The sequence below is a fragment of the Faecalibacterium sp. 9 genome (genome assembly GCF_048320955.1).
Lineage (GTDB): Bacteria > Bacillota > Clostridia > Oscillospirales > Ruminococcaceae > Faecalibacterium > Faecalibacterium wellingii.
Genome location: NZ_JBLWGB010000002.1, coordinates 121,297 through 139,589 on the forward strand (window position 1 = coordinate 121,297; position 18,293 = coordinate 139,589).

Sequence of the window (18,293 nt, forward strand, 5' to 3'; positions counted from 1 at the left end):
AACCTGTTATGAAACGTTTAGTCTCCGCTTTTCTGGCCGGTGCCATGGCACTGAGCCTTGCCGCCTGCGGCGGTGCCGCATCCACTTCCACCGTGGCATCTTCTGCCGCGTCCGGCAGCGCAGCTGCTTCTGCTGCCGAAACCGCTGCCAGTGATCTGGATTACATCAAGGAAAAGGGCAAGATGGTCATTGGCTACACCGTCTACGAACCCATGAACTACACCGATGCAGACGGCAACTTCACCGGCTTTGACACCGAGCTGGCAACGGCTGTGTGCGAAAAGCTGGGGGTCGAGCCGGAGTTCGTGGAGATCAACTGGGACACCAAGGTGGTTGAGCTGGATGCCAAGAGCATCGACTGCATCTGGAACGGCATGACCCTGACCGATGATATCATGGCCAACACCGCCACCACCAAGGCCTACGCCAAGAACGCACAGGTCGTGGTCGTGAAGGATGGTACCGACTACAGCTCCACTGCAGATCTGGTGGGCAAGACCGTAGTGGCTGAAGCCGGCTCTGCCGGTGAGGCTGCCATCGAAGGAGACGAGAATCTGGCACAGGCCGATTACGTTTCCAAGAGCGTGCAGACCGACTGCCTGATGGAAGTTGCCGCAGGCACTGCAGATGCTGCTGTTCTGGATCTGACTCTGGCCAACGCCATGATCGGTGAGGGTACCGACTATGCAAGCCTGAAGATCGTGGACGAGCTGAACGCTGAGGAGTACGGCGTGGCCTTCCGCAAGGGCAGCGATACCGCCGCCGCTGTGGATGCCGTCTTTGACGAGCTGAAGGCTGACGGCACCATGCAGGCTCTGGCCGACAAGTACGATCTGGCTCTGGCCGATTAAGCATTTACATTTAAAATGATCGGAGCGCCCCCTGAGCGGGGCGTTCCCTTTGTTAAAAACGGATTGATGGGTGTGTTCTTGTGTCTGTGATTCTGGGGCGCCTTTCCGGCGCGTTTCTGCTCAACTGTGAACTGTTTGCATTGACCCTGCTGTTTGCGCTGCCGCTGGGTCTGGTGGTCGCTTTCGGCTCCATGAGCCGGTGCAAGCCGCTTTCCGGCGCGGTGAAAACTTTCGTGTGGGTCATCCGCGGTACGCCGCTGATGCTGCAGATCATCGTGATCTACCTTGGCCCCGGCCTGCTGGGCATGAATAATCCGTGGCCCTCCGGCTCCGGCGGACGCATGGTGGCAGCGGTGGTAGCCTTTGCCATCAACTATGCCTGCTACTTCTCCGAGATCTACCGCGGCGGCATCGAGGCTGTCCCCAAGGGCCAGACCGAGGCCGGTCAGGTGCTGGGCATGACCAAAACGCAGATCTTCTTCAAGGTGACGCTGCTGCAGGTGGTCAAGCGCATTCTGGCCCCCATGGGCAACGAGGTCATCACCCTCGTCAAGGATACCTCGCTGGCCAACACCATCGCCAACAAGGAGATCATCATGATGGCCAAGGAGTACAGCGCAAAGGGCCTGATCTGGCCGCTGTTCTCCACCGCCATCTTCTTCCTGGTGTTCGTGGGCGCGCTGACTTTGCTGTTTGGCTGGGCTGAAAAGAAACTGGATTATTTCCGCTGATGAAAGGAAGGAAACTGAATCATGGCACTGCTTGAAGCCTCCGGCATCGGCAAAAACTTTGGCGAGACCAAGGTGCTCAAAGATATTTCGCTGAACCTTGAGCAGGGTGAGGCGCTGGCCATTATCGGCTCGTCCGGTTCCGGCAAGACCACCCTGCTGCGCTGCCTGAATTTCCTTGAGAGGCCGGATACCGGCATCATCAAGGTGAACGGCGAGACCATGTGGGACGCCGCCGACCCCGCCACCCAACGGGAAAGCGAGGTGCGCAAAAAGCGGCTGCACTTTGGTCTGGTATTCCAGAACTTCAACCTCTTTCCGCAGTACACCGCCTTGCAGAACGTGATGCTGGCCGGTGAGCTGCTGGCAAAGGAGAGCCCGGATTACAAGGCCAACAAAAAAGCCATCCATGCCCAGCTGGAACAGCAGGCGCAGGAGCTTCTGGCCCAGATGGGCCTGTCTGCCCGTGCAGGCCACTATCCGCACCAGCTCTCCGGTGGTCAGCAGCAGCGCGTGGCCATTGCCCGCGCACTGGCCCTGCACCCGGACATCCTCTGCTTCGACGAGCCCACCAGCGCCCTTGACCCGGAACTGACCGGCGAGGTGCTGAAAGTTCTGCGTGACCTTGCTGACCGCAAGACCACCATGATCATCGTCACCCACGAAATGCATTTTGCCCGTGACGTGGCCGACCGTATCATGTTCATGGATGGCGGCGTTGTGGTGGAGGAAGGCCCTGCCCGGCAGCTCATCGAGCACCCGCAGGAGGAGCGCACCAAGCAGTTCCTTGCGCATTACTCGGAATAAGCAAAATCACCAATTCTTTCTGCAAAAATTCGTAAATGTTGATGCAATGCAAATCTTGTAAATCCTGCGTCACTCCGCTATAATACCATTCATGAATGCACACAACGTCCTGCCCCTTTCCGGCAGGGCGTTTTTCACGGCAAAAATACGCCGTTGAGCAGATTTTTCCGGGGCGTATCTGAAAAGCGGAAAACATGGTTTGTTTCTTTGCTTTGCTTTCAGATATCCCCTGAGTGGTAGGAGGTTTTGCCATGACAAAGGATATGACTCAGGGCAGTCCGCTGAAGCTGATCCTTGCGTTTGCGGTGCCGCTGATGCTGGGCAGTCTGTTCCAGCAGTTCTATAATCTGGCCGATACCATCATCGTTGGCCGCTTTGTGGGTGTGGAGGCGCTGGCGGCTGTGGGCAGTGTGGGCGGCCTGAATTATCTGGTGCTGGGCTTTGTGAACGGCATCGCCTGCGGTTTTTCCATCCCGATCTCCTGGACCTTCGGTGCCAAGGATTACAAGGAAATGCGCCGTTACACCGCCAATACAGTGTGGCTGTCCATCTTTTTTGCGGTGGTGCTGACCATCGTTACGGTGGCACTGACCCGCTCGGTGCTGGTGTGGACGAATACGCCGGAAAACATCATCGACCTTGCGGATATCTACATCCGCACCATTTTCTGGGGCATCCCGTTCACCCTGCTTTATAATGTGACCAGTGCGTTGATGCGCGCTTTGGGCGACAGCAAGCGTCCGCTGTACTTCCTGCTGGTGGCAAGCTTTTTGAACATCGCTCTTGACCTTGTATGCATCATCGTATTCGACATGGGCGCATTCGGTGCGGCTTTTGCTACCGTGTTCAGTCAGGCGGTGGCGGGCCTTGGCAGTCTGCTGTACATCATGCGCCACTACCCGGAGCTGCGCTGGAGCAGGGAAGAGGGCCGTTTCAGCCTGACCCACTGCGCAAAGCTGTGCAACATGGGCATCCCCATGGGCCTGCAATGCAGCATCACGGCCATCGGCAGCGTGGTACTGCAGGGCGCTGTGAATGGTCTCGGCAGCGACATCGTGGCTGCGCAGACTGCAGGCGGCAAGGCGGCGCAGTTCCTCAGCGTGCCGCTGGAGAGCATCGGCACCGCCATGACCACCTACACCAGCCAGAATATGGGTGCCAAAGACCTTGGCCGTGTGAATCGCGGCGTGAACACCGCCTTGGGCATTGGCTGTGTGTACAGCATTGTGTCCTTCCTCATCCTGCGCGTGACGGATAAGCTGCTCATCGGCCTGTTTTTGGATGCCAGCGAGACTGCCATCATGGCCAACGCCCAGAGCTTTATCTTCTGGAACAGTGTTTTCTATATCCCGCTGGCGGTGCTCATCATCTACCGTTACACCATTCAGGGACTGGGATTCTCCGGCCTTGCCATGTTTGCCGGTGTGGCCGAGATGATCGCCCGCGCCATGGTGGGCTTCTGGTTCGTGCCGCTGTGGGGCTACTTTGCGGCCTGCATCGCAAACCCGGTGGCATGGTTCTTTGCCTGCTTCTTCCTCATTCCGGCCTACTTTGTGGTGCGTAGAAAGCTGCAGAAGGAAAAGGACATCGAGAAAGCGCACGACGCGCAGGCGGCAAAGGCCTGACGCGGCAGCGCGAATATTTATAGTAGCACAAGCCAGCTGGGCCTTCGGGTCTGGCTGGCTTTTTTGTGTGGAAGAAAACGACTTTCTGCAAAAGTGCTGAAATTTCAAAAAGTCCTTGACAAAAATCCTCGGGGGGGGGGGTATCATGAATGCGGAACCATGCCGGATCACCGGCATAATACGACCCGTGAGGAGAAAAGAAAATGAAATTGCAAAAGCGTTTTGCAGCAGTCCTTCTGTGTGCAATTATGACTTTGATGATGCTGACAGCCTGCAGCGGCAGCAGCGGTCCCGCACCGACAAAGCTGGAGTGGGCAAATTCACGCACCAAGCAGTATTTTGATGCAAAGGGAGTCACGCCACAGGAGTTTACGCTGACGGCAGATATTACAATGTCTGGACAAAAGGCTGGTCTGAAATTTGCCGTGAAGGGTAAGCGTGCCGGATATGAGACCGCGGTCGACCATAAGCTGCGTGTGGATGCTGACGGCAATGTTTACCTGATAGGTTCCAGAGGCGGCAACAAAGAATGGTGGAAGTATCCGGCTGGCAGCCCGACTGCAGATAGCTATGCTGCTTCCATCCGGGCATGTTACGGCTATTTTACGCTGCCGACCGATCAGAACGTTGGCTCCATTTCGGCAGGAAAATACAAAAAAGATGATAAGACGTATGACACGGAAACACTCAAGGTGCATCAGGAGAACGTTTATGCAACCTATACTTACTGCTACGATGGCAACGAGCTGAGCTTTATTCTGGTGGAACCCATTGTCGGCATGGAAAACATTGAGCTGAAACCCACTGCGGATGAAGCGGTGATCGCGATCCCGCCGGTTGACCGAGTGATAAATGATTGAACGAACAAAATCGGAAGCATCATACAAGGTGCTTCCGGTTTTGTTTTTGTCTGTTGACTCTTCTGATTTACAAATCCCGCCAAAAGCGTTATACTACATATGATTGTGTATCTGGCAGGAGGTGAGCGCATGGCAGAGCTGGAACAGATCGAAGGCACCGTGGAAGATATCATCTATGAAAACGAGGATAATGGTTACACCGTGTTTGAACTATCCGGCGGCGGGGTGGTCACGGTGGTGTGCGGCATCGTGGGGGAACTGCACGCAGGCGAAAGCGTGGTATGCCGCGGCCGGTATGAGAACCACGCCACCTATGGCCGCCAGTTCCACGCACAGGAGTGCGAGACCGACATGCCGAAGGATCTGGAAGCTGTCTACGCCTTTCTGGCCAGCAAGTCGCTGCCGTATATCGGAGCCAAAACAGCGGATAAAATCATCGATCTGTTCGGGGCTGAGGCACTGGAGGTGATCGCCAACGACCCGGCCCGGCTCACGCAGGTGCCCGGCATCTCTGCCGACAAGGCCGATCGTATCCAGCAGGAGTTCAAGCGGATGTTCGGGATGCGGGAGCTCATTGCCTATCTGGCTCAGTTCGAGATCAGTCCCCACAGGGCAATGGAAGTGTTCCGCACCTTTGGGCCCGGGGCCATGCAGGCCATTGCGGCAAATCCCTATCTGCTCTGCGGCGAACCGCTGCAGCTGGACTTCCGCCATGCGGACAGCATTGCCCAGTATTACCATATGGAGGGCGATTGCGCCCAGCGGCTGGAAGCAGCCCTGCTGCGCACCTTGCGCCACAACGCAGGCAACGGCCATACCTGCCTGCCGCGCACCCAGCTGCTGGAAACGGCGGCGGGCTTCATCCATCAGCCGCCGGAAAAGCTGGCCGCAGCACTGGATGAATGCATCCGAACCGAAGAGCTGCGGGTGAAACTGTTCGATGGCACACCTTATATCTATCTGCCCGACCTGCTGGAAGCCGAGGAGGACATTGCTGCCCGGCTTGCCATGCTGACAAAACGGGGCAAAAACACCGCCCGTGGGCTGGATAAAAACATTCAGATCCTGGAACTGACGCAGGGCTTTGCCTATGCACCTTTGCAGAAGGAAGCCATCCGCAAGGCCATGACCGAGAACTGCCTTGTGCTCACCGGCGGTCCCGGCACCGGCAAGACCACTACGGTCAACGCCATCCTGCAATTGCTGGAAGATCAGGCAGAGAGGGTGGCTCTGTGCGCCCCCACGGGCCGCGCAGCTAAGCGCCTGAGCGAACTGACCGGACGCAAGGCCAGCACCATCCACCGTCTGCTGGAGGTGGACTACACCGGCGGCGTGGTCAGCTTTATCCATAACGATAAGAACCTGCTCAAGTGCGATGTGGTCATTCTGGACGAAATGAGCATGGTGGATGTGAAGCTGTTTCAGGCCCTTATTGCAGCGCTGCGCTACAGCTGCCGCATCATCATGGTGGGCGATGCCGACCAGCTGCCCAGTGTGGGGCCGGGCAACATTCTGGGCGAGGTGATCCGCTCCGGGCTGGTGCCCACGGTCTGCCTGAACGAGATCTTCCGGCAGGCGGCGCGGAGCCTGATCGTGGAAAACGCCCACCACATCATCAGCAGTGAGCCGCTGCAGAAGGGCGGCAGGACCGACGACTTCTTCTTTCTGGAATCGGACGGCGACGCGGCCCGGAAGCTGGTGTGCGATCTTGTTACCACCCGCCTGCCGCGCAGCTATGGCTTTGACCCGATCCGGGATATTCAGGTGCTCTGCCCCACAAAGCTGGGGCCCACCGGCACGCAGGCGCTGAATGTGGAACTGCAGAATCTGCTCAACCCGGAGCAGAAGGGCAAGCCTCAGCTGCAAAGCGCGTCCCGGGTGTTCCGGGTCGGCGATAAAGTGATGCAGGTGCGCAACAATTACGAGATCGTCTGGAACCGCATCGGCGGGGAACAGGGAGTGGGTGCCTACAATGGCGATATCGGCATCGTGGAGAGCATCAACCCCCGTGACCGCTCCATGGTGGTGCGCATGGATGACCGGCGGCTGATCTATCCGGTAGAGAACCTGGGCGAGCTGGAGATCGCTTACGCCATCACGGTGCACAAGAGTCAGGGCAGCGAGTTCCCGGCGGTGATCCTGCCGGTGGCGCAGGTGCCGCCGCGGCTGTGCTACCGCAACCTGTTCTACACCGGTGTCACCCGCGCACGCAAGCTGTGCATCGTGGCAGGTCGGCGGGACGTTGTGAACCGCATGATGGGAAACGTCCGCCAGAATCTGCGCTACAGCGGCCTGTGCTATCTGCTGCAGGCAGAGCTGCCGCCGGAGCAGATAAAAACAGAAGAATGACCGATGCCTGCAGAGCGGAATCTGCCCGGGAAGCCGTTCAAAACCGGTATACTTTTTACGGCAACTATGCTATACTGTAAGCTGGTATGATTTCCGGCCTGCATCAACAGGCCGTTGTTTCGATAGAGGAACCAGAAAGGAACAGAGAATTTATGGCACAGAACGATATCGGTATCGACCTTGGTACCACCACCATCATCATCGCACAGGCGGGGCAGGGCGTTGTACTCAACCAGCCCAGCGTTGTGGCAATGGACACACGTAAAAACACCGTGCTGGAAGTCGGCGATAAGGCTCTGGCCATGGTGGGCCGCACCCCGAACTATATTTCCGCGATCTTTCCGCTGAAAGACGGCGTTATCAGCGACCACACCATGACCCGTGAGCTGATCTGCCGCTTTGTCAAGCAGGTATACAACTCCCATATGGTCAAGCCCCGGGTGGCAGTCTGCGTGCCTGCTGCGATCACCGGCATCGAAAGCGATGCTGTGGTGGAAGCTGTGGTGGCTGCCGGTGCTCGTCAGGTGTATCTGATCGACGAGCCCATTGCCGCCGCTCTCGGTTCCGGCATCGACATCACCCAGCCGGAAGGCCGCATGATCATCGACATCGGCGGCGGCACCACCGATATTGCAGTGCTGAGTCTGGGCGGTAAGGTCAAGGCCACCAGTGTGCGCGTGGCCGGCAACCACTACGACGAAGAGATCCTCAAGTTCGTGCGCAACAAGTACAGCGTGGCCATCGGCCAGCGTACCGCTGAGGAACTGAAAAAGAATGTGGCCTGCTGCCCCCAGAAGACCGATTTCCACGAGACCATGGAGATCAAGGGCCGCAGCCTGCTCACCGGCCTGCCGGTGCGCGTGAATGTTTCCACCGATGATCTCTACGATCCGGTCATGATGCTCAGCGAGCAGATCGGCACCGCAGCCCATCAGGTGCTGGAAAAGACCCCGCCGGAGCTGGCCGGTGATATCTACCGCAACGGTGTCATGCTCACCGGCGGCGGTGCACAGCTGCATGGCCTGACCGAGTATCTGAGCGAGGAGCTCAAGGTGGAAGTAACGGTTTCGCCCGACCCCGTGAACTGCGTGGCGCTGGGCACGGCCATGAGTCTCGGCCTGAACGACAAGCTGGAGACCGGCTTTATGGACGCAACGCCCCGCATCGGCCGCCGGTAAGCCCGACAGGCCGCAGCAGAGAAAAAGGCGGACACGATTTATCCATGCACCCGAATGAAAGCGGCAAAAAGAAAAATTGTCGGTTTTTATTGAAATGAATTGGAAAATAAGGTATAATATTTCCAAATTGATTTTCTGCTGACGACCTCGGGGCCGGATGCGGATTCTGAAAAACAGGAGGAAAACCATGGATTTAGGTTTTGACGTGGTCGTTACCATTACCGGCATCGTACTGGTGTTCTTGATCCTTATCCTGCTGATGGCCATCATCACGCTGGAAGGCAAGATCTTCGATTCGATGGGGACCAAGAAAAAGGCCGCAAAGGAAGCCGCCAAGGCTCCCGCCGCAAAGCCCGCTGCACCCGTGCAGCAGGCCGCAGCCGCTCCCGCTCCTCAGGTGGAAGAGGGCATCCCCGGCGATGTGGTCGCTGCCATTATGGCTGCGATCCACGCAATGGGCAACGGCAAGTACACCCTCAAGGCCGTGCGCCGCAGCAAGAACGGCTGGGGCAATGCGGGCGTGAATGACACCACCGCACCGTTTTAACAGAGGAGGAAGAGCATGACACAGTTTATTGATACTCTGGTCGGTATTTTCCAAAGTTCCGGCTTTGCACGCTTCGGTGAGCCGGGCGGCTACCTGTACGCGATCATGATCTGCGTGGGCTGCTTTTTGCTGTACCTGGCCATCGTCAAGGAATTTGAGCCGCTGATCCTGCTGCCGATGGCATTCGGCATGATCCTGGCAAACCTGCCCGGCAGCGGCGTCATCCACATGCAGTATTTCGTTGGTGACGGTCTGGAACACCCCATGTGGGTGGAGATCCTGAACAACGGCGGTCTGGCCGATATGCTCTATATGGGCGTCAAGCTGGGCATCTACCCGCCGCTGATCTTCCTGGGCATTGGCACCATGACCGACTTCGCACCCCTGATCTCCAACCCCAAGAGCCTGCTGCTGGGCGCTGCCGCTCAGTTCGGTATCTTCGGTACTTATATGGGCGCCCGCCTGCTGACCGCTACCGGTCTGGTGGACTTCACCCAGAAGCAGTCTGCTGCAATCGCCATCATCGGCGGTGCAGACGGCCCTACTGCCATCTTCGTCACCTCCCGTCTGGCTCCTGAGCTGCTGGGCTCCATCGCTGTTGCGGCGTACAGCTACATGGCTCTGGTGCCCGTCATTCAGCCGCCCATCATGAAGGCTCTGACCACCAAGAAGGAACGTACCGTCGTGATGAAGCAGCTGCGCACCGTCTCCAAGACCGAAAGGATCATCTTCCCCATCATGGTCACCATCGTGGTGTCCCTGATCGTGCCGGATGCCGCTGTTCTGGTCGGTATGCTGATGCTGGGCAACCTGATGAAGGAGTGCGGCGTTGTGGATCGTATCCAGAAGACCGCCGGCAATGAGCTGATGAACATCATCACCATCTTCCTGGCACTGTCTGTTGGCTGCACCACCTCTGCAAACACCTTCCTGAACACCCGCACCCTGTTCATCATTGTGCTGGGCCTGATCGCATTCTCCTTCGGCACTGCCGCAGGTGTGCTGTTCGGCAAGCTGATGTATGTGCTGAGCGGCGGTCAGGTGAACCCGCTGATCGGTTCTGCAGGCGTTTCCGCTGTGCCTATGGCTGCCCGTGTTTCTCAGAAGGTCGGTCAGAGCGAGAATCCCTCCAACTTCCTGCTGATGCACGCAATGGGCCCCAATGTGGCCGGCGTTATCGGCTCCGCTGTTGCTGCCGGTATCCTGATCAACATTTTCAGCTAAGCGCTTTCTGAAAAGCATTTTTTCCGCCCGTCGGTTCGCAAGAGCTGCCGGGCGGTTTTTGTTTTACGATTTGAAATGCCCGCCGCGTTTGCTTTGGGCATAAAATAAGGAAATTATATTATTTATTTCGTGTTTGTCGCAGCCTGCGGGCTGATCCAAACACATTTTCACAAAAAGGCCGTAACGAAAAACGGCTGCTGTTTTATCAGATGCAATTTTTCTCTACGACCTCTTTCGTGAAAAAGTAACTCCGAAAAGCCCGCAGGCTTTTCGGAGTTACAAATTATAAAAATATTTTTTCCGCTGAAAATAGCCAGAGCGAACGCGGCGGCTATTCTCAATCGTTTTAAAATGTGGTATACTGTACTTTGATAGTATAAACATAAAAGGAACAGGGGAAACCATGGCAACAGATCTCACACAGGAATTCTGCGCTCTGCGCGATACCTATATCGAAAAACAGTTTGGCCGCCTGAACGATATGCAGCGGCAGGCGGTGTTCACCACTGACGGCCCGCTGCTCATTCTGGCCGGTGCGGGCAGCGGCAAGACCACTGTGCTGGTCAACCGCATTGCCAATCTCATCCGGTTCGGCTCAGCCCACGGCTCCAGACAGACGCCACGCCCGGCCACCGAGGATGATGTGAAGGCTCTGCGCAACGCCATTATGACAGGCACTGCCGTGCCCGGCTGGCTGGATGGGATGCTGCGCCAGAACGCGGTGCGCAGTTGGAACGTAATGGCAATCACCTTTACCAACAAGGCGGCAGGGGAGCTGAAAGAGCGTCTGCGCCGGATGCTGGGCGGTGAAGAAGGCGATGAGGTGTTCGCATCCACCTTCCACTCGGCCTGTGTGCGCATCCTGCGCCGCTGGGCGGAGGAGATCGGCTATCCCCGCAGCTTTACCATCTATGATACAGACGACTCCCAGCGTGTGATGAAGGCGGTTTACAAAGACCTGAATGTGGACGATAAATTTCTGCCCATCAAAGCGGCCATCAACCAGATGAGCCGCTGGAAGGATCAGCTTGTCAGCCCGGAACAGGCCCTCGCCAGCCCTGCAAAGGACACCAAGGGTGCGCTGACCGCCCGCATCTATGCCGCTTATGAAAAGCGCCTGAAGGAAGCCGGTGCCTTTGATTTCGACGACCTCATTTACCAGACCGTGCAGCTGCTGGCCGAACATCCGGATGTGCGGGAGTTCTACCAGAACAAATACCGCTACCTGCTGGTGGACGAATATCAGGATACCAGCGTGGCACAGTTCCGTCTGGTCAGCCTGCTCACCGGTCCGGAGCGCAACATCTGCGTGGTGGGCGATGACGACCAGAGCATCTACCGCTTCCGTGGGGCTACCATTGAGAACATCCTCAACTTTGAAAAGCTCTATCCTGGCACAAAGACCATTCGCCTGGAACAGAACTATCGCTCTACCTCCAATATCCTGAATGCCGCCAACTGCGTCATCCAGCACAACACCGAGCGCAAGGGCAAGACTCTGTGGACCGACAACGGCGAGGGTGACAAGGTGCAGGTGTACACCGCCGAAAATGAGCAGGATGAGGCCAGCCACATCGCGGATGTGATCGGCCAGCACCTGAAAGCGGGTGGGCATCTGGCAGATCATGCGATTCTGTACCGTATGAATGCCCAGTCGGCCCCCATCGAAAGCTACTTTACCCGCGCGGGCATCCCTCACAAGATCGTGGGCGGCCAGCGCTTCAATGACCGCAAAGAGGTCAAGGACATCCACTCCTATATGTCTATTGTAGCGAACCCACGCGATGATGTGCGCCTGCGCCGCATCATCAACGAGCCTGCCCGCAAGATCGGTGCCACTACCGTGGAGGTCATTGCCGATCTGGCCGGGCAGGAGGGCGTGAGTATGCTGGATATCATCAGCCACGCCGACCAGTACGCAAAGCTCAGCCGTGCCGTAATGCCGTTGCTCAAGTTCTGGCAGATCTATCAGCGCCTGCAGGACTCTCTGGAGACCCGCACACTGGACGAGTTTGCAGCCGATGTGATCGAGCTGACCGGCTATAAGGCAATGCTGGAAGCGGACGCTGCCAAGGGCCACGAGGACGCGGCAGACCGCCTGCAGAACCTTGGTCAGCTGGTGAACAACGTCAAGAACTACTGCGACCAGCACGGCGAGGAAGCCACGCTGGAAGGCTATCTGGAAGACATCGCCCTCATCAGCGATATCGACAGCTACAACGAGAGCGCAGATCAGGTGGTGCTGATGACCATTCACTCTGCAAAAGGCCTTGAATTCCCTTACGTGTTCCTCATTGGAATGGAAGAGGGCGTGTTCCCCAGTGAGATGAGCAAGTATTCCGAAGCAGACCTTGAAGAGGAACGCCGTCTGGCTTATGTGGGCATTACCCGCGCCAAAAAGGAGCTGTACATCTCCAACAGCGTTTCCCGGATGCTCTATGGCCGCACCCAACGCAATGAGCCCAGCCGCTTTTTGCGAGAGATCGAGCCAGAGTATATCGAGGAGACCCGCAGCCCGGTGCTGGAACAGCGCTCCCGCTTTGGCGGTTGGGGTGACAGCTATAGTGATACGGTGCCCGGCGGCGCATCCGGCTATTCCGGGCCATCCGGCTGGGGCCGCAGCGCAGGCGGTTACGGGAACGGTTACAGCAGCCGCAGCGGTTATCTGAACCGGGAGTACAATGCAGGCGAGAGCCGCGGCTTTGGCTCTGCCTACGCAAACCGGGGCAGCAGCGGCGGCTATGGTTCCGGCTACGGCCGCAGTGGTGGAAGCACTGGTTATGGTGCAGGCTATGGTTCTCAATATGGTTCTGGAAATTACAGCGGTGCAGCGCAGAAAAAAACTGAAAAGCATATTTCCTTTACAGGCGCTCCTGCCCAGAAACCGGCCTCTGCCGGTCCCAAACACTACGAACCCGGCGACATTGTGGAGCACAAGGTGTTCGGCCGGGGTCAGGTGGTGGCCGTGAAGCCCGCCGCCGGAGATCAGATCGTGGAGATCAACTTTGAAAAGGTAGGCATCAAAAAGACCATGGCCAATTTTGCACCCCTCACCAAAATCACTGCGGAGGAATAACAAACTTATGATGACTGTTCGTTTGATCGCCCATACCCCGGAACCCGAAAAGGTAGTGGCCGCAGCGGCAAAGCTGTGCTATTCCGATGCCCACATCACCGATCTGCTGGACGGGTTGGACGAAGAAAAAACTGCAAAATTCCTGACGATGCTCAGCGATCTGGGCCATGCCAGCCCCATTGAGCACGCCAGCTTCACCTTTGGCATCGAGGGGGTCAGCCGCACCCTGCTTGCCCAGATCACCCGCCACCGTATCGCGTCCTTCAGCGTGCAGAGCCAGCGCTATGTGCGGCTGGATGACTTCCGCTATGTGGTGCCGCCGGAGATCGAAGCCATTCCGGAAGCAAAGGCGGCTTTCCTTGCCAGTATGGAAGAGGACGCCAGACGTTATCTTGATCTGGCTCACAAGCTGGAAGAGGGCCACACCGCCCGCCTGATGGCCGAAGGAATGCCCGAAAAGCAGGCCCGCGCCAAGGCCAGCAAGCAGGCCAACGAGGACGCCCGCTTTGTGCTGCCCAACGCCTGCGAGACCAAGATGGTGGTCACGATGAACGCCCGCAGCCTGCAGAACTTTTTCCACCTGCGCTGCTGCAGCCGTGCCCAGTGGGAGATCCGGGAGCTGGCCGAAAAGATGTTTGGGCTGGTGTATCCGGTGGCACCGCATATCTTTGCAAAGTCCGGCCCGGCCTGCGTGAGCGGCCCCTGCCCGGAGGGAAAAATGTGCTGCGGAAAAACCGCTGAGGTGCGCGCAAAATATGCATCCATCAAGGAGGCTGCAGGCGTATGAGCAAGGGAAAACTGATTGCCATTGAAGGACTGGACGGCAGCGGAAAGGCCACGCAGGCAAAGCTGCTGGCCGGGTATCTGGCTGCACAGGGCCTTGCGGTGCGCGAGGTGAGCTTCCCGAACTATAGTAGTGACTCCAGCGCCCTTGTAAAAATGTATCTGGCCGGGCAGTTTGGTCAGCATCCGGACGATGTGAACGCCTATGCGGCCTCCAGCTTTTACGCGGTGGACCGCTACGCCAGCTACAAAAAAGACTGGGGCAGCTTTTACGAGAACGGCGGCATCGTCATTGCAGACCGGTACACCACCTCCAATGCGGTGCACCAGTGCTCCAAGCTGCCGCCGGAGCAGTGGGAAAGCTTTCTCGGCTGGCTGTTTGATTTTGAATTCCATCTGCTGGGCCTGCCTGCGCCGGATGAGGTGATCTACTTACAGGTAGACCCTGCCGTGAGCCAAAAGCTTATGACCCAGCGTTACCACGGCGACGAGAGCAGGAAGGATGTGCACGAAAAGGACACAGAGTATCTTGCCCGCAGCCGCCGCGCCGCCGAGTATTGTGCCGCGCACCTTGGCTGGGCCGTCGTGCATTGCACCAGCGGGGACAACATGCGCAGCATCGAAGACATTCAGGCCGAAGTGCAAAAAATCGTTCTAAAAATCTGAAAGACGAACAAGTTTGCAGGGCCTGTGTGTCGGCAGCTTTCTCCTCAGACACGAAATACGGGTTGCGGCACCCAGCAGCTGCTTCGCATCCGCTTGCATCTCGCTGGCCGCGGCCCCAACAACAGCTCCCTATTTCCGCCACTGGCGGCGGTCACTGTTGTTGCAAACCATTCCATCGCTCGGCCCTATTGTTTACGGCAACAGGGTCCCACCCCAGCGGACGGTCTTCGGAGAAACTACCGACCCACAGACTGATGACAGCGTTTCTGACATAAATTTCGATAAGAGGGGGTATCCTGACAGATGTATCGTTTGATGCAGCCGGAAGATAAACCGGCAGTGCTGGCCTTATGGCAGAGCCAGCGCAATGAATCGGAAGAATTTGCCCAAAAGGCCATTGAGCAGTTTGCAGGCGAGCAGAATGTCTATGTCGCAGAAGAAAACGACGAGATCGCAGCTGTAGCGCTGGCAGTTCCTGTCACGCTGCAGGGCCGCACCGGCACCTATTTATATGGCCTGTGCGGCGAGGGAAGCCTGATCCTGGCGGGCTTGCTGGATTATCTGTGTGCCCAACAGAAGCTGCGCGGCGCAGGCTTTACAGTGGCCGTGCCCACTGGCCCGGAGCAGGCCGCGCTTTTGCAGGACAAGGGCTTTGCATGGGCATTCCCGCTGCGGTGTCTGCCCCGCGAGGTGGAGCGCAACTTGTGGAGTCAGGCGGAATTTGACTCGGTCACAGCCAAAAAGCTGTGCGAGCTGCGGGAGCGTTTCTGGCCCGATACGGTGCAGTTCAGCCCGGAGCGCATGGCGGTGGTGCTGGGCGACCTCTATTCTGCCGGTGCAACCATCGTTTCTACAGAACAGGCATACGGCATCTATTTCCGCAAGGAGGATACCCTCTATTTTGTGGAGCTGCAGGCTGACAATGACCGCGCTGCCGAAGTGCTGATGGAAGCCGCCCGCGAGAAGGAAGTGATCGTGGAAAAGGCAGTCATCACCGTGGGCGCAGCGCAGCCGCTGTTCCTCGGCGAGGGCAAGCGGCAGGAATACGGGATGATCCGCTTCGATGCGGAACCCTTCGATGTGAGCGAAAGCTACATGCGTCTGATGCTGGAAAACTGATATAAAAAGGAGTGCTTATGGCACAAAAAAGCTCTCATGCCGCCCGCAAAAAGGGCGGTGTATGGAAGATCCTGCTGGTGCTGGTGGTACTGCTGGCACTGGCCGTTGGCGGGGCGCTGCTGTTTGCGCGCAATGAGATCAGCGGCAATGGCAGACCCGGTGCGGAGGTAACGGTGAGCATCCCGCAGGGCAGCGGCGTTTCCGCCATTGCGCAAAAGCTAAAGGATGCGGGAGTTATCCGCTCGACCTATCTGTTCCGCTGGTATGTGGGGCAGAAGGGCGCGGCGTCAAAGCTGCAGTATGGCGATTTCACCCTGCAAAAGAGCGCCTGTTCTTACGATGCCATTATTGCGGCCCTGTCCACCTACGCCAAAGCCGAGACGGTGCGCGTGACCATTCCGGAGGGAACGACTGCCATTGCCATCGCCCAGAAGATGGAAGCTGCGGGTCTGTGCAGCGCGGAGGATTTTTTGAAGGAAGCCAACGAGGGTGATTTCAGCAAGTACGCCTTCTGGCAGTATGTGCCGGACGATGCCGACGCCCCTGACCGGTTTATGAAGTGCGAGGGCTATCTCTTCCCGGAGACCTACGAATTTTTGAAGGATGATACTGTGCACAACTATGTGGCAACCTTCTATGCGCAGTTCGATGCACAGATCACAGAGGAAATGTACGCAGAACTCGAAAAGCAGGCTATGACCCTGCCGGAGCTGATCACACTGGCATCTTTTGTTCAGGAGGAAGCAGGAAACAGTCAGGACTCCAATGTGGCGCAGGTGTTCCGCAACCGTCTGGCCGATGGCTCACCCTATCCGCGCCTGCAGAGCAACACCTCCAGCCACATCCAGAGCGACGATGACAACAATTATCTCTGGAACTGGGTGGCACCCTACTATGGCGGCTGGGATAAGATCCCGGAAAATATTGTGGCTGCGTATGATACCTACAGCTGCACCGGCCTGCCTGCCGGGCCGATTTCAAACCCCGGCCTTGCGGCTATCAAGGCGGCGCTTACCCCTGAGCCGGATGAGGCTGCAAAGAACGCGTATTTCTTTGTCACCGACCTCAAAGGCAGCTATTACTATGCGCATACCCTGAGCGAACACAACGCCAACTGCAAGACCGCAGCGGCGGTGAACAAATCTATGAATACGGAAAAATGAGAGGAATTTGAATTATGCTGCAAATCCCGGAACTGCTGGCTCCGGCAGGCGATCTGGAACGCCTGCGCTATGCCATCAACTACGGTGCCGACGCCGTCTACTGCGGCCTGCCTGAATTTGGCATGCGGTCGGCACCGGCCAATTTTACACCGGAACAGTTGGCAGAGGGCGTCATCTATGCCCATGCCCGGGGCCGCAAGGTCTATCTGACCATGAACACCCTGCCCACCAATGAGGAAGCAGACCGTCTGCCGGAAGCGATCCGGGAAGCGGCCAAGGCCGGTGTGGATGCCTTTATCGTGGCAGACCTTGGTGTGCTGGATGCCTGCAAGACCTTTGCACCGGACATCGATGTGCACATGTCCACCCAGACAGGCATCACCAACTGGGCTGCGGCCCGCGCCGCCTACAACATGGGCGCAAAGCGCGTGGTGCTGGCCCGTGAGATGACCCTGCAGGATATTGCGATCCTGCGCGATAAAACACCGCCGGAGCTGGAGATCGAAGCCTTTGTGCACGGTGCTATGTGCATGAGCGTCTCGGGCCGGTGCCTGCTTTCCAACTACATGGCGGGCCGCGATGCCAACCGCGGCCAGTGCGCCCAGCCCTGCCGCTGGAAATACTATCTCAGCGAGGAGACCCGCCCGGGGCAGCTGTACGAGATCGGCGAGAACGAGAACGGGAGCTACATCCTCAACGCAAACGATATGTGCACCGCCCCCTTCCTTGACCTGATCTGCAAGGCAGGTGTGGACAGCCTGAAGATCGAAGGCCGCGCCAAGACCTTCTATTATGTGGCCAGCGTTACCGCTGCCTACCGCAAGGCGCTGGACGCCTATCTGGCAGACCCCGCCAACGACAACTTTGAGCTGCCTGCCGAGGTGTACGAAGAACTCACCCGTACCAGCCACCGCCACTACTCGCCCGGCTTCTACTTTGGCCGCGAGCAGGCCAGACAGGCTACCGACAGTGCCACTTACATCCGCGAGTGGGAGTTTGTGGGCACTGTGGAAGGCTGGGAGAACGGCGTTGCTTCCTGCCAGCAGCGCGGCAAATGGAGCCTTGGGGATACGCTGGAGGCCCTTTGTCCGGATGGCCGCAGCATCCCGCTGAGCCCCGAGTGGATCGAGAACGAAGCCGGGGAGCGGGTGGAAAGCACTCCCCACGCCATGGAAAAATACACCATTCCCACGCCGGAGCTGCCGCCCATGAGCCTGCTGCGCCGCAAGACGGTGTAAAAAGCTGCGTCCATTCGGCGCACTCTGCCTGCAAAAACGGATCCTGAGCCATATTTTGGGCCAAACAGAGACGCAGCGA

At 57.7% G+C, this 18,293-nt stretch carries 15 protein-coding genes; all 15 read left to right on the forward strand.

Annotated features, from left to right (window positions below; genetic code table 11):
- The first annotated feature begins 8 nt into the window (after positions 1-8).
- The 15 genes from ACKXF9_RS09190 (at position 9) to ACKXF9_RS09260 (ending at position 18,214) form a co-directional block, all read left to right on the forward strand.
- Positions 9-851 (forward strand): transporter substrate-binding domain-containing protein, encoded by an 843-nt coding sequence (locus tag ACKXF9_RS09190; protein WP_418265970.1) that lies wholly within the window; start codon positions 9-11, stop codon positions 849-851.
- Positions 852-937: 86 nt separating this feature from the next.
- Entirely contained in the window at positions 938-1,582 is a 645-nt protein-coding gene (locus ACKXF9_RS09195) for an amino acid ABC transporter permease (RefSeq protein WP_249238713.1), read from the forward strand.
- Positions 1,583-1,603: 21 nt separating this feature from the next.
- Entirely contained in the window at positions 1,604-2,386 is a 783-nt protein-coding gene (locus ACKXF9_RS09200; protein ID WP_339395831.1) for an amino acid ABC transporter ATP-binding protein, read from the forward strand.
- Between the two features lie 251 nt (positions 2,387-2,637).
- Positions 2,638-4,011: an MATE family efflux transporter gene (locus ACKXF9_RS09205; RefSeq protein ID WP_418265971.1), complete on the forward strand. Its 1,374-nt coding sequence runs from the start codon at positions 2,638-2,640 to the stop codon at positions 4,009-4,011.
- Positions 4,012-4,214: 203 nt separating this feature from the next.
- Positions 4,215-4,871, forward strand: a complete 657-nt coding sequence (locus ACKXF9_RS09210) for a hypothetical protein (protein ID WP_418265972.1) — start codon at positions 4,215-4,217, stop codon at positions 4,869-4,871.
- Positions 4,872-5,000: 129 nt separating this feature from the next.
- On the forward strand, positions 5,001-7,220 hold the full coding sequence (locus ACKXF9_RS09215) for an ATP-dependent RecD-like DNA helicase (protein ID WP_418265973.1): 2,220 nt from the start codon (positions 5,001-5,003) through the stop codon (positions 7,218-7,220).
- Between the two features lie 152 nt (positions 7,221-7,372).
- Positions 7,373-8,398 (forward strand): rod shape-determining protein, encoded by a 1,026-nt coding sequence (locus ACKXF9_RS09220; RefSeq protein WP_249236805.1) that lies wholly within the window; start codon positions 7,373-7,375, stop codon positions 8,396-8,398.
- 187 nt (positions 8,399-8,585) lie between these two features.
- Positions 8,586-8,945: an OadG family transporter subunit gene (locus ACKXF9_RS09225; protein ID WP_249236803.1), complete on the forward strand. Its 360-nt coding sequence runs from the start codon at positions 8,586-8,588 to the stop codon at positions 8,943-8,945.
- Between the two features lie 15 nt (positions 8,946-8,960).
- Positions 8,961-10,169, forward strand: a complete 1,209-nt coding sequence (locus ACKXF9_RS09230; protein ID WP_339395834.1) for a sodium ion-translocating decarboxylase subunit beta — start codon at positions 8,961-8,963, stop codon at positions 10,167-10,169.
- Positions 10,170-10,572: 403 nt separating this feature from the next.
- Complete coding sequence (locus ACKXF9_RS09235; RefSeq protein ID WP_418265974.1) at positions 10,573-13,245, forward strand: ATP-dependent helicase; 2,673 nt, start codon at positions 10,573-10,575, stop codon at positions 13,243-13,245.
- A gap of 7 nt (positions 13,246-13,252) precedes the next feature.
- Positions 13,253-14,032 (forward strand): FAD-dependent thymidylate synthase, encoded by a 780-nt coding sequence (gene thyX / locus ACKXF9_RS09240; protein WP_249236800.1) that lies wholly within the window; start codon positions 13,253-13,255, stop codon positions 14,030-14,032.
- A complete protein-coding gene (locus ACKXF9_RS09245; RefSeq protein ID WP_418265975.1) occupies positions 14,029-14,694 on the forward strand; it encodes a dTMP kinase in 666 nt (221 codons plus the stop codon). The genes thyX and ACKXF9_RS09245 overlap by 4 nt, the downstream gene beginning before the upstream one ends.
- A 303-nt stretch (positions 14,695-14,997) precedes the next feature.
- Positions 14,998-15,813 carry a hypothetical protein gene (locus tag ACKXF9_RS09250; protein WP_418265976.1) on the forward strand — a complete coding sequence of 272 codons (816 nt, stop codon included), beginning with the start codon at positions 14,998-15,000 and terminating at the stop codon, positions 15,811-15,813.
- Between the two features lie 17 nt (positions 15,814-15,830).
- Positions 15,831-16,976 carry an endolytic transglycosylase MltG gene (gene mltG / locus ACKXF9_RS09255; RefSeq protein WP_418265977.1) on the forward strand — a complete coding sequence of 382 codons (1,146 nt, stop codon included), beginning with the start codon at positions 15,831-15,833 and terminating at the stop codon, positions 16,974-16,976.
- Between the two features lie 14 nt (positions 16,977-16,990).
- Positions 16,991-18,214, forward strand: a complete 1,224-nt coding sequence (locus ACKXF9_RS09260) for a peptidase U32 family protein (protein WP_418265978.1) — start codon at positions 16,991-16,993, stop codon at positions 18,212-18,214.
- Positions 18,215-18,293: the final 79 nt, after the last annotated feature.

What these genes read in the sequence shown, in the direction of transcription:
- ACKXF9_RS09190 (WP_418265970.1), top strand. Translation starts at nt 9, where the DNA reads ATGAAACGTTTAGTCTCCGCTTTTCTGGCCGGTGCCATGGCACTGAGC.
- ACKXF9_RS09200 (WP_339395831.1), top strand. Translation starts at nt 1,604, where the DNA reads ATGGCACTGCTTGAAGCCTCCGGCATCGGCAAAAACTTTGGCGAGACC.
- ACKXF9_RS09205 (WP_418265971.1), top strand. Translation starts at nt 2,638, where the DNA reads ATGACAAAGGATATGACTCAGGGCAGTCCGCTGAAGCTGATCCTTGCG.
- ACKXF9_RS09210 (WP_418265972.1), top strand. Translation starts at nt 4,215, where the DNA reads ATGAAATTGCAAAAGCGTTTTGCAGCAGTCCTTCTGTGTGCAATTATG.
- ACKXF9_RS09215 (WP_418265973.1), top strand. Translation starts at nt 5,001, where the DNA reads ATGGCAGAGCTGGAACAGATCGAAGGCACCGTGGAAGATATCATCTAT.
- ACKXF9_RS09220 (WP_249236805.1), top strand. Translation starts at nt 7,373, where the DNA reads ATGGCACAGAACGATATCGGTATCGACCTTGGTACCACCACCATCATC.
- ACKXF9_RS09225 (WP_249236803.1), top strand. Translation starts at nt 8,586, where the DNA reads ATGGATTTAGGTTTTGACGTGGTCGTTACCATTACCGGCATCGTACTG.
- ACKXF9_RS09230 (WP_339395834.1), top strand. Translation starts at nt 8,961, where the DNA reads ATGACACAGTTTATTGATACTCTGGTCGGTATTTTCCAAAGTTCCGGC.
- ACKXF9_RS09235 (WP_418265974.1), top strand. Translation starts at nt 10,573, where the DNA reads ATGGCAACAGATCTCACACAGGAATTCTGCGCTCTGCGCGATACCTAT.
- thyX (WP_249236800.1), top strand. Translation starts at nt 13,253, where the DNA reads ATGATGACTGTTCGTTTGATCGCCCATACCCCGGAACCCGAAAAGGTA.
- ACKXF9_RS09245 (WP_418265975.1), top strand. Translation starts at nt 14,029, where the DNA reads ATGAGCAAGGGAAAACTGATTGCCATTGAAGGACTGGACGGCAGCGGA.
- ACKXF9_RS09250 (WP_418265976.1), top strand. Translation starts at nt 14,998, where the DNA reads ATGTATCGTTTGATGCAGCCGGAAGATAAACCGGCAGTGCTGGCCTTA.
- mltG (WP_418265977.1), top strand. Translation starts at nt 15,831, where the DNA reads ATGGCACAAAAAAGCTCTCATGCCGCCCGCAAAAAGGGCGGTGTATGG.
- ACKXF9_RS09260 (WP_418265978.1), top strand. Translation starts at nt 16,991, where the DNA reads ATGCTGCAAATCCCGGAACTGCTGGCTCCGGCAGGCGATCTGGAACGC.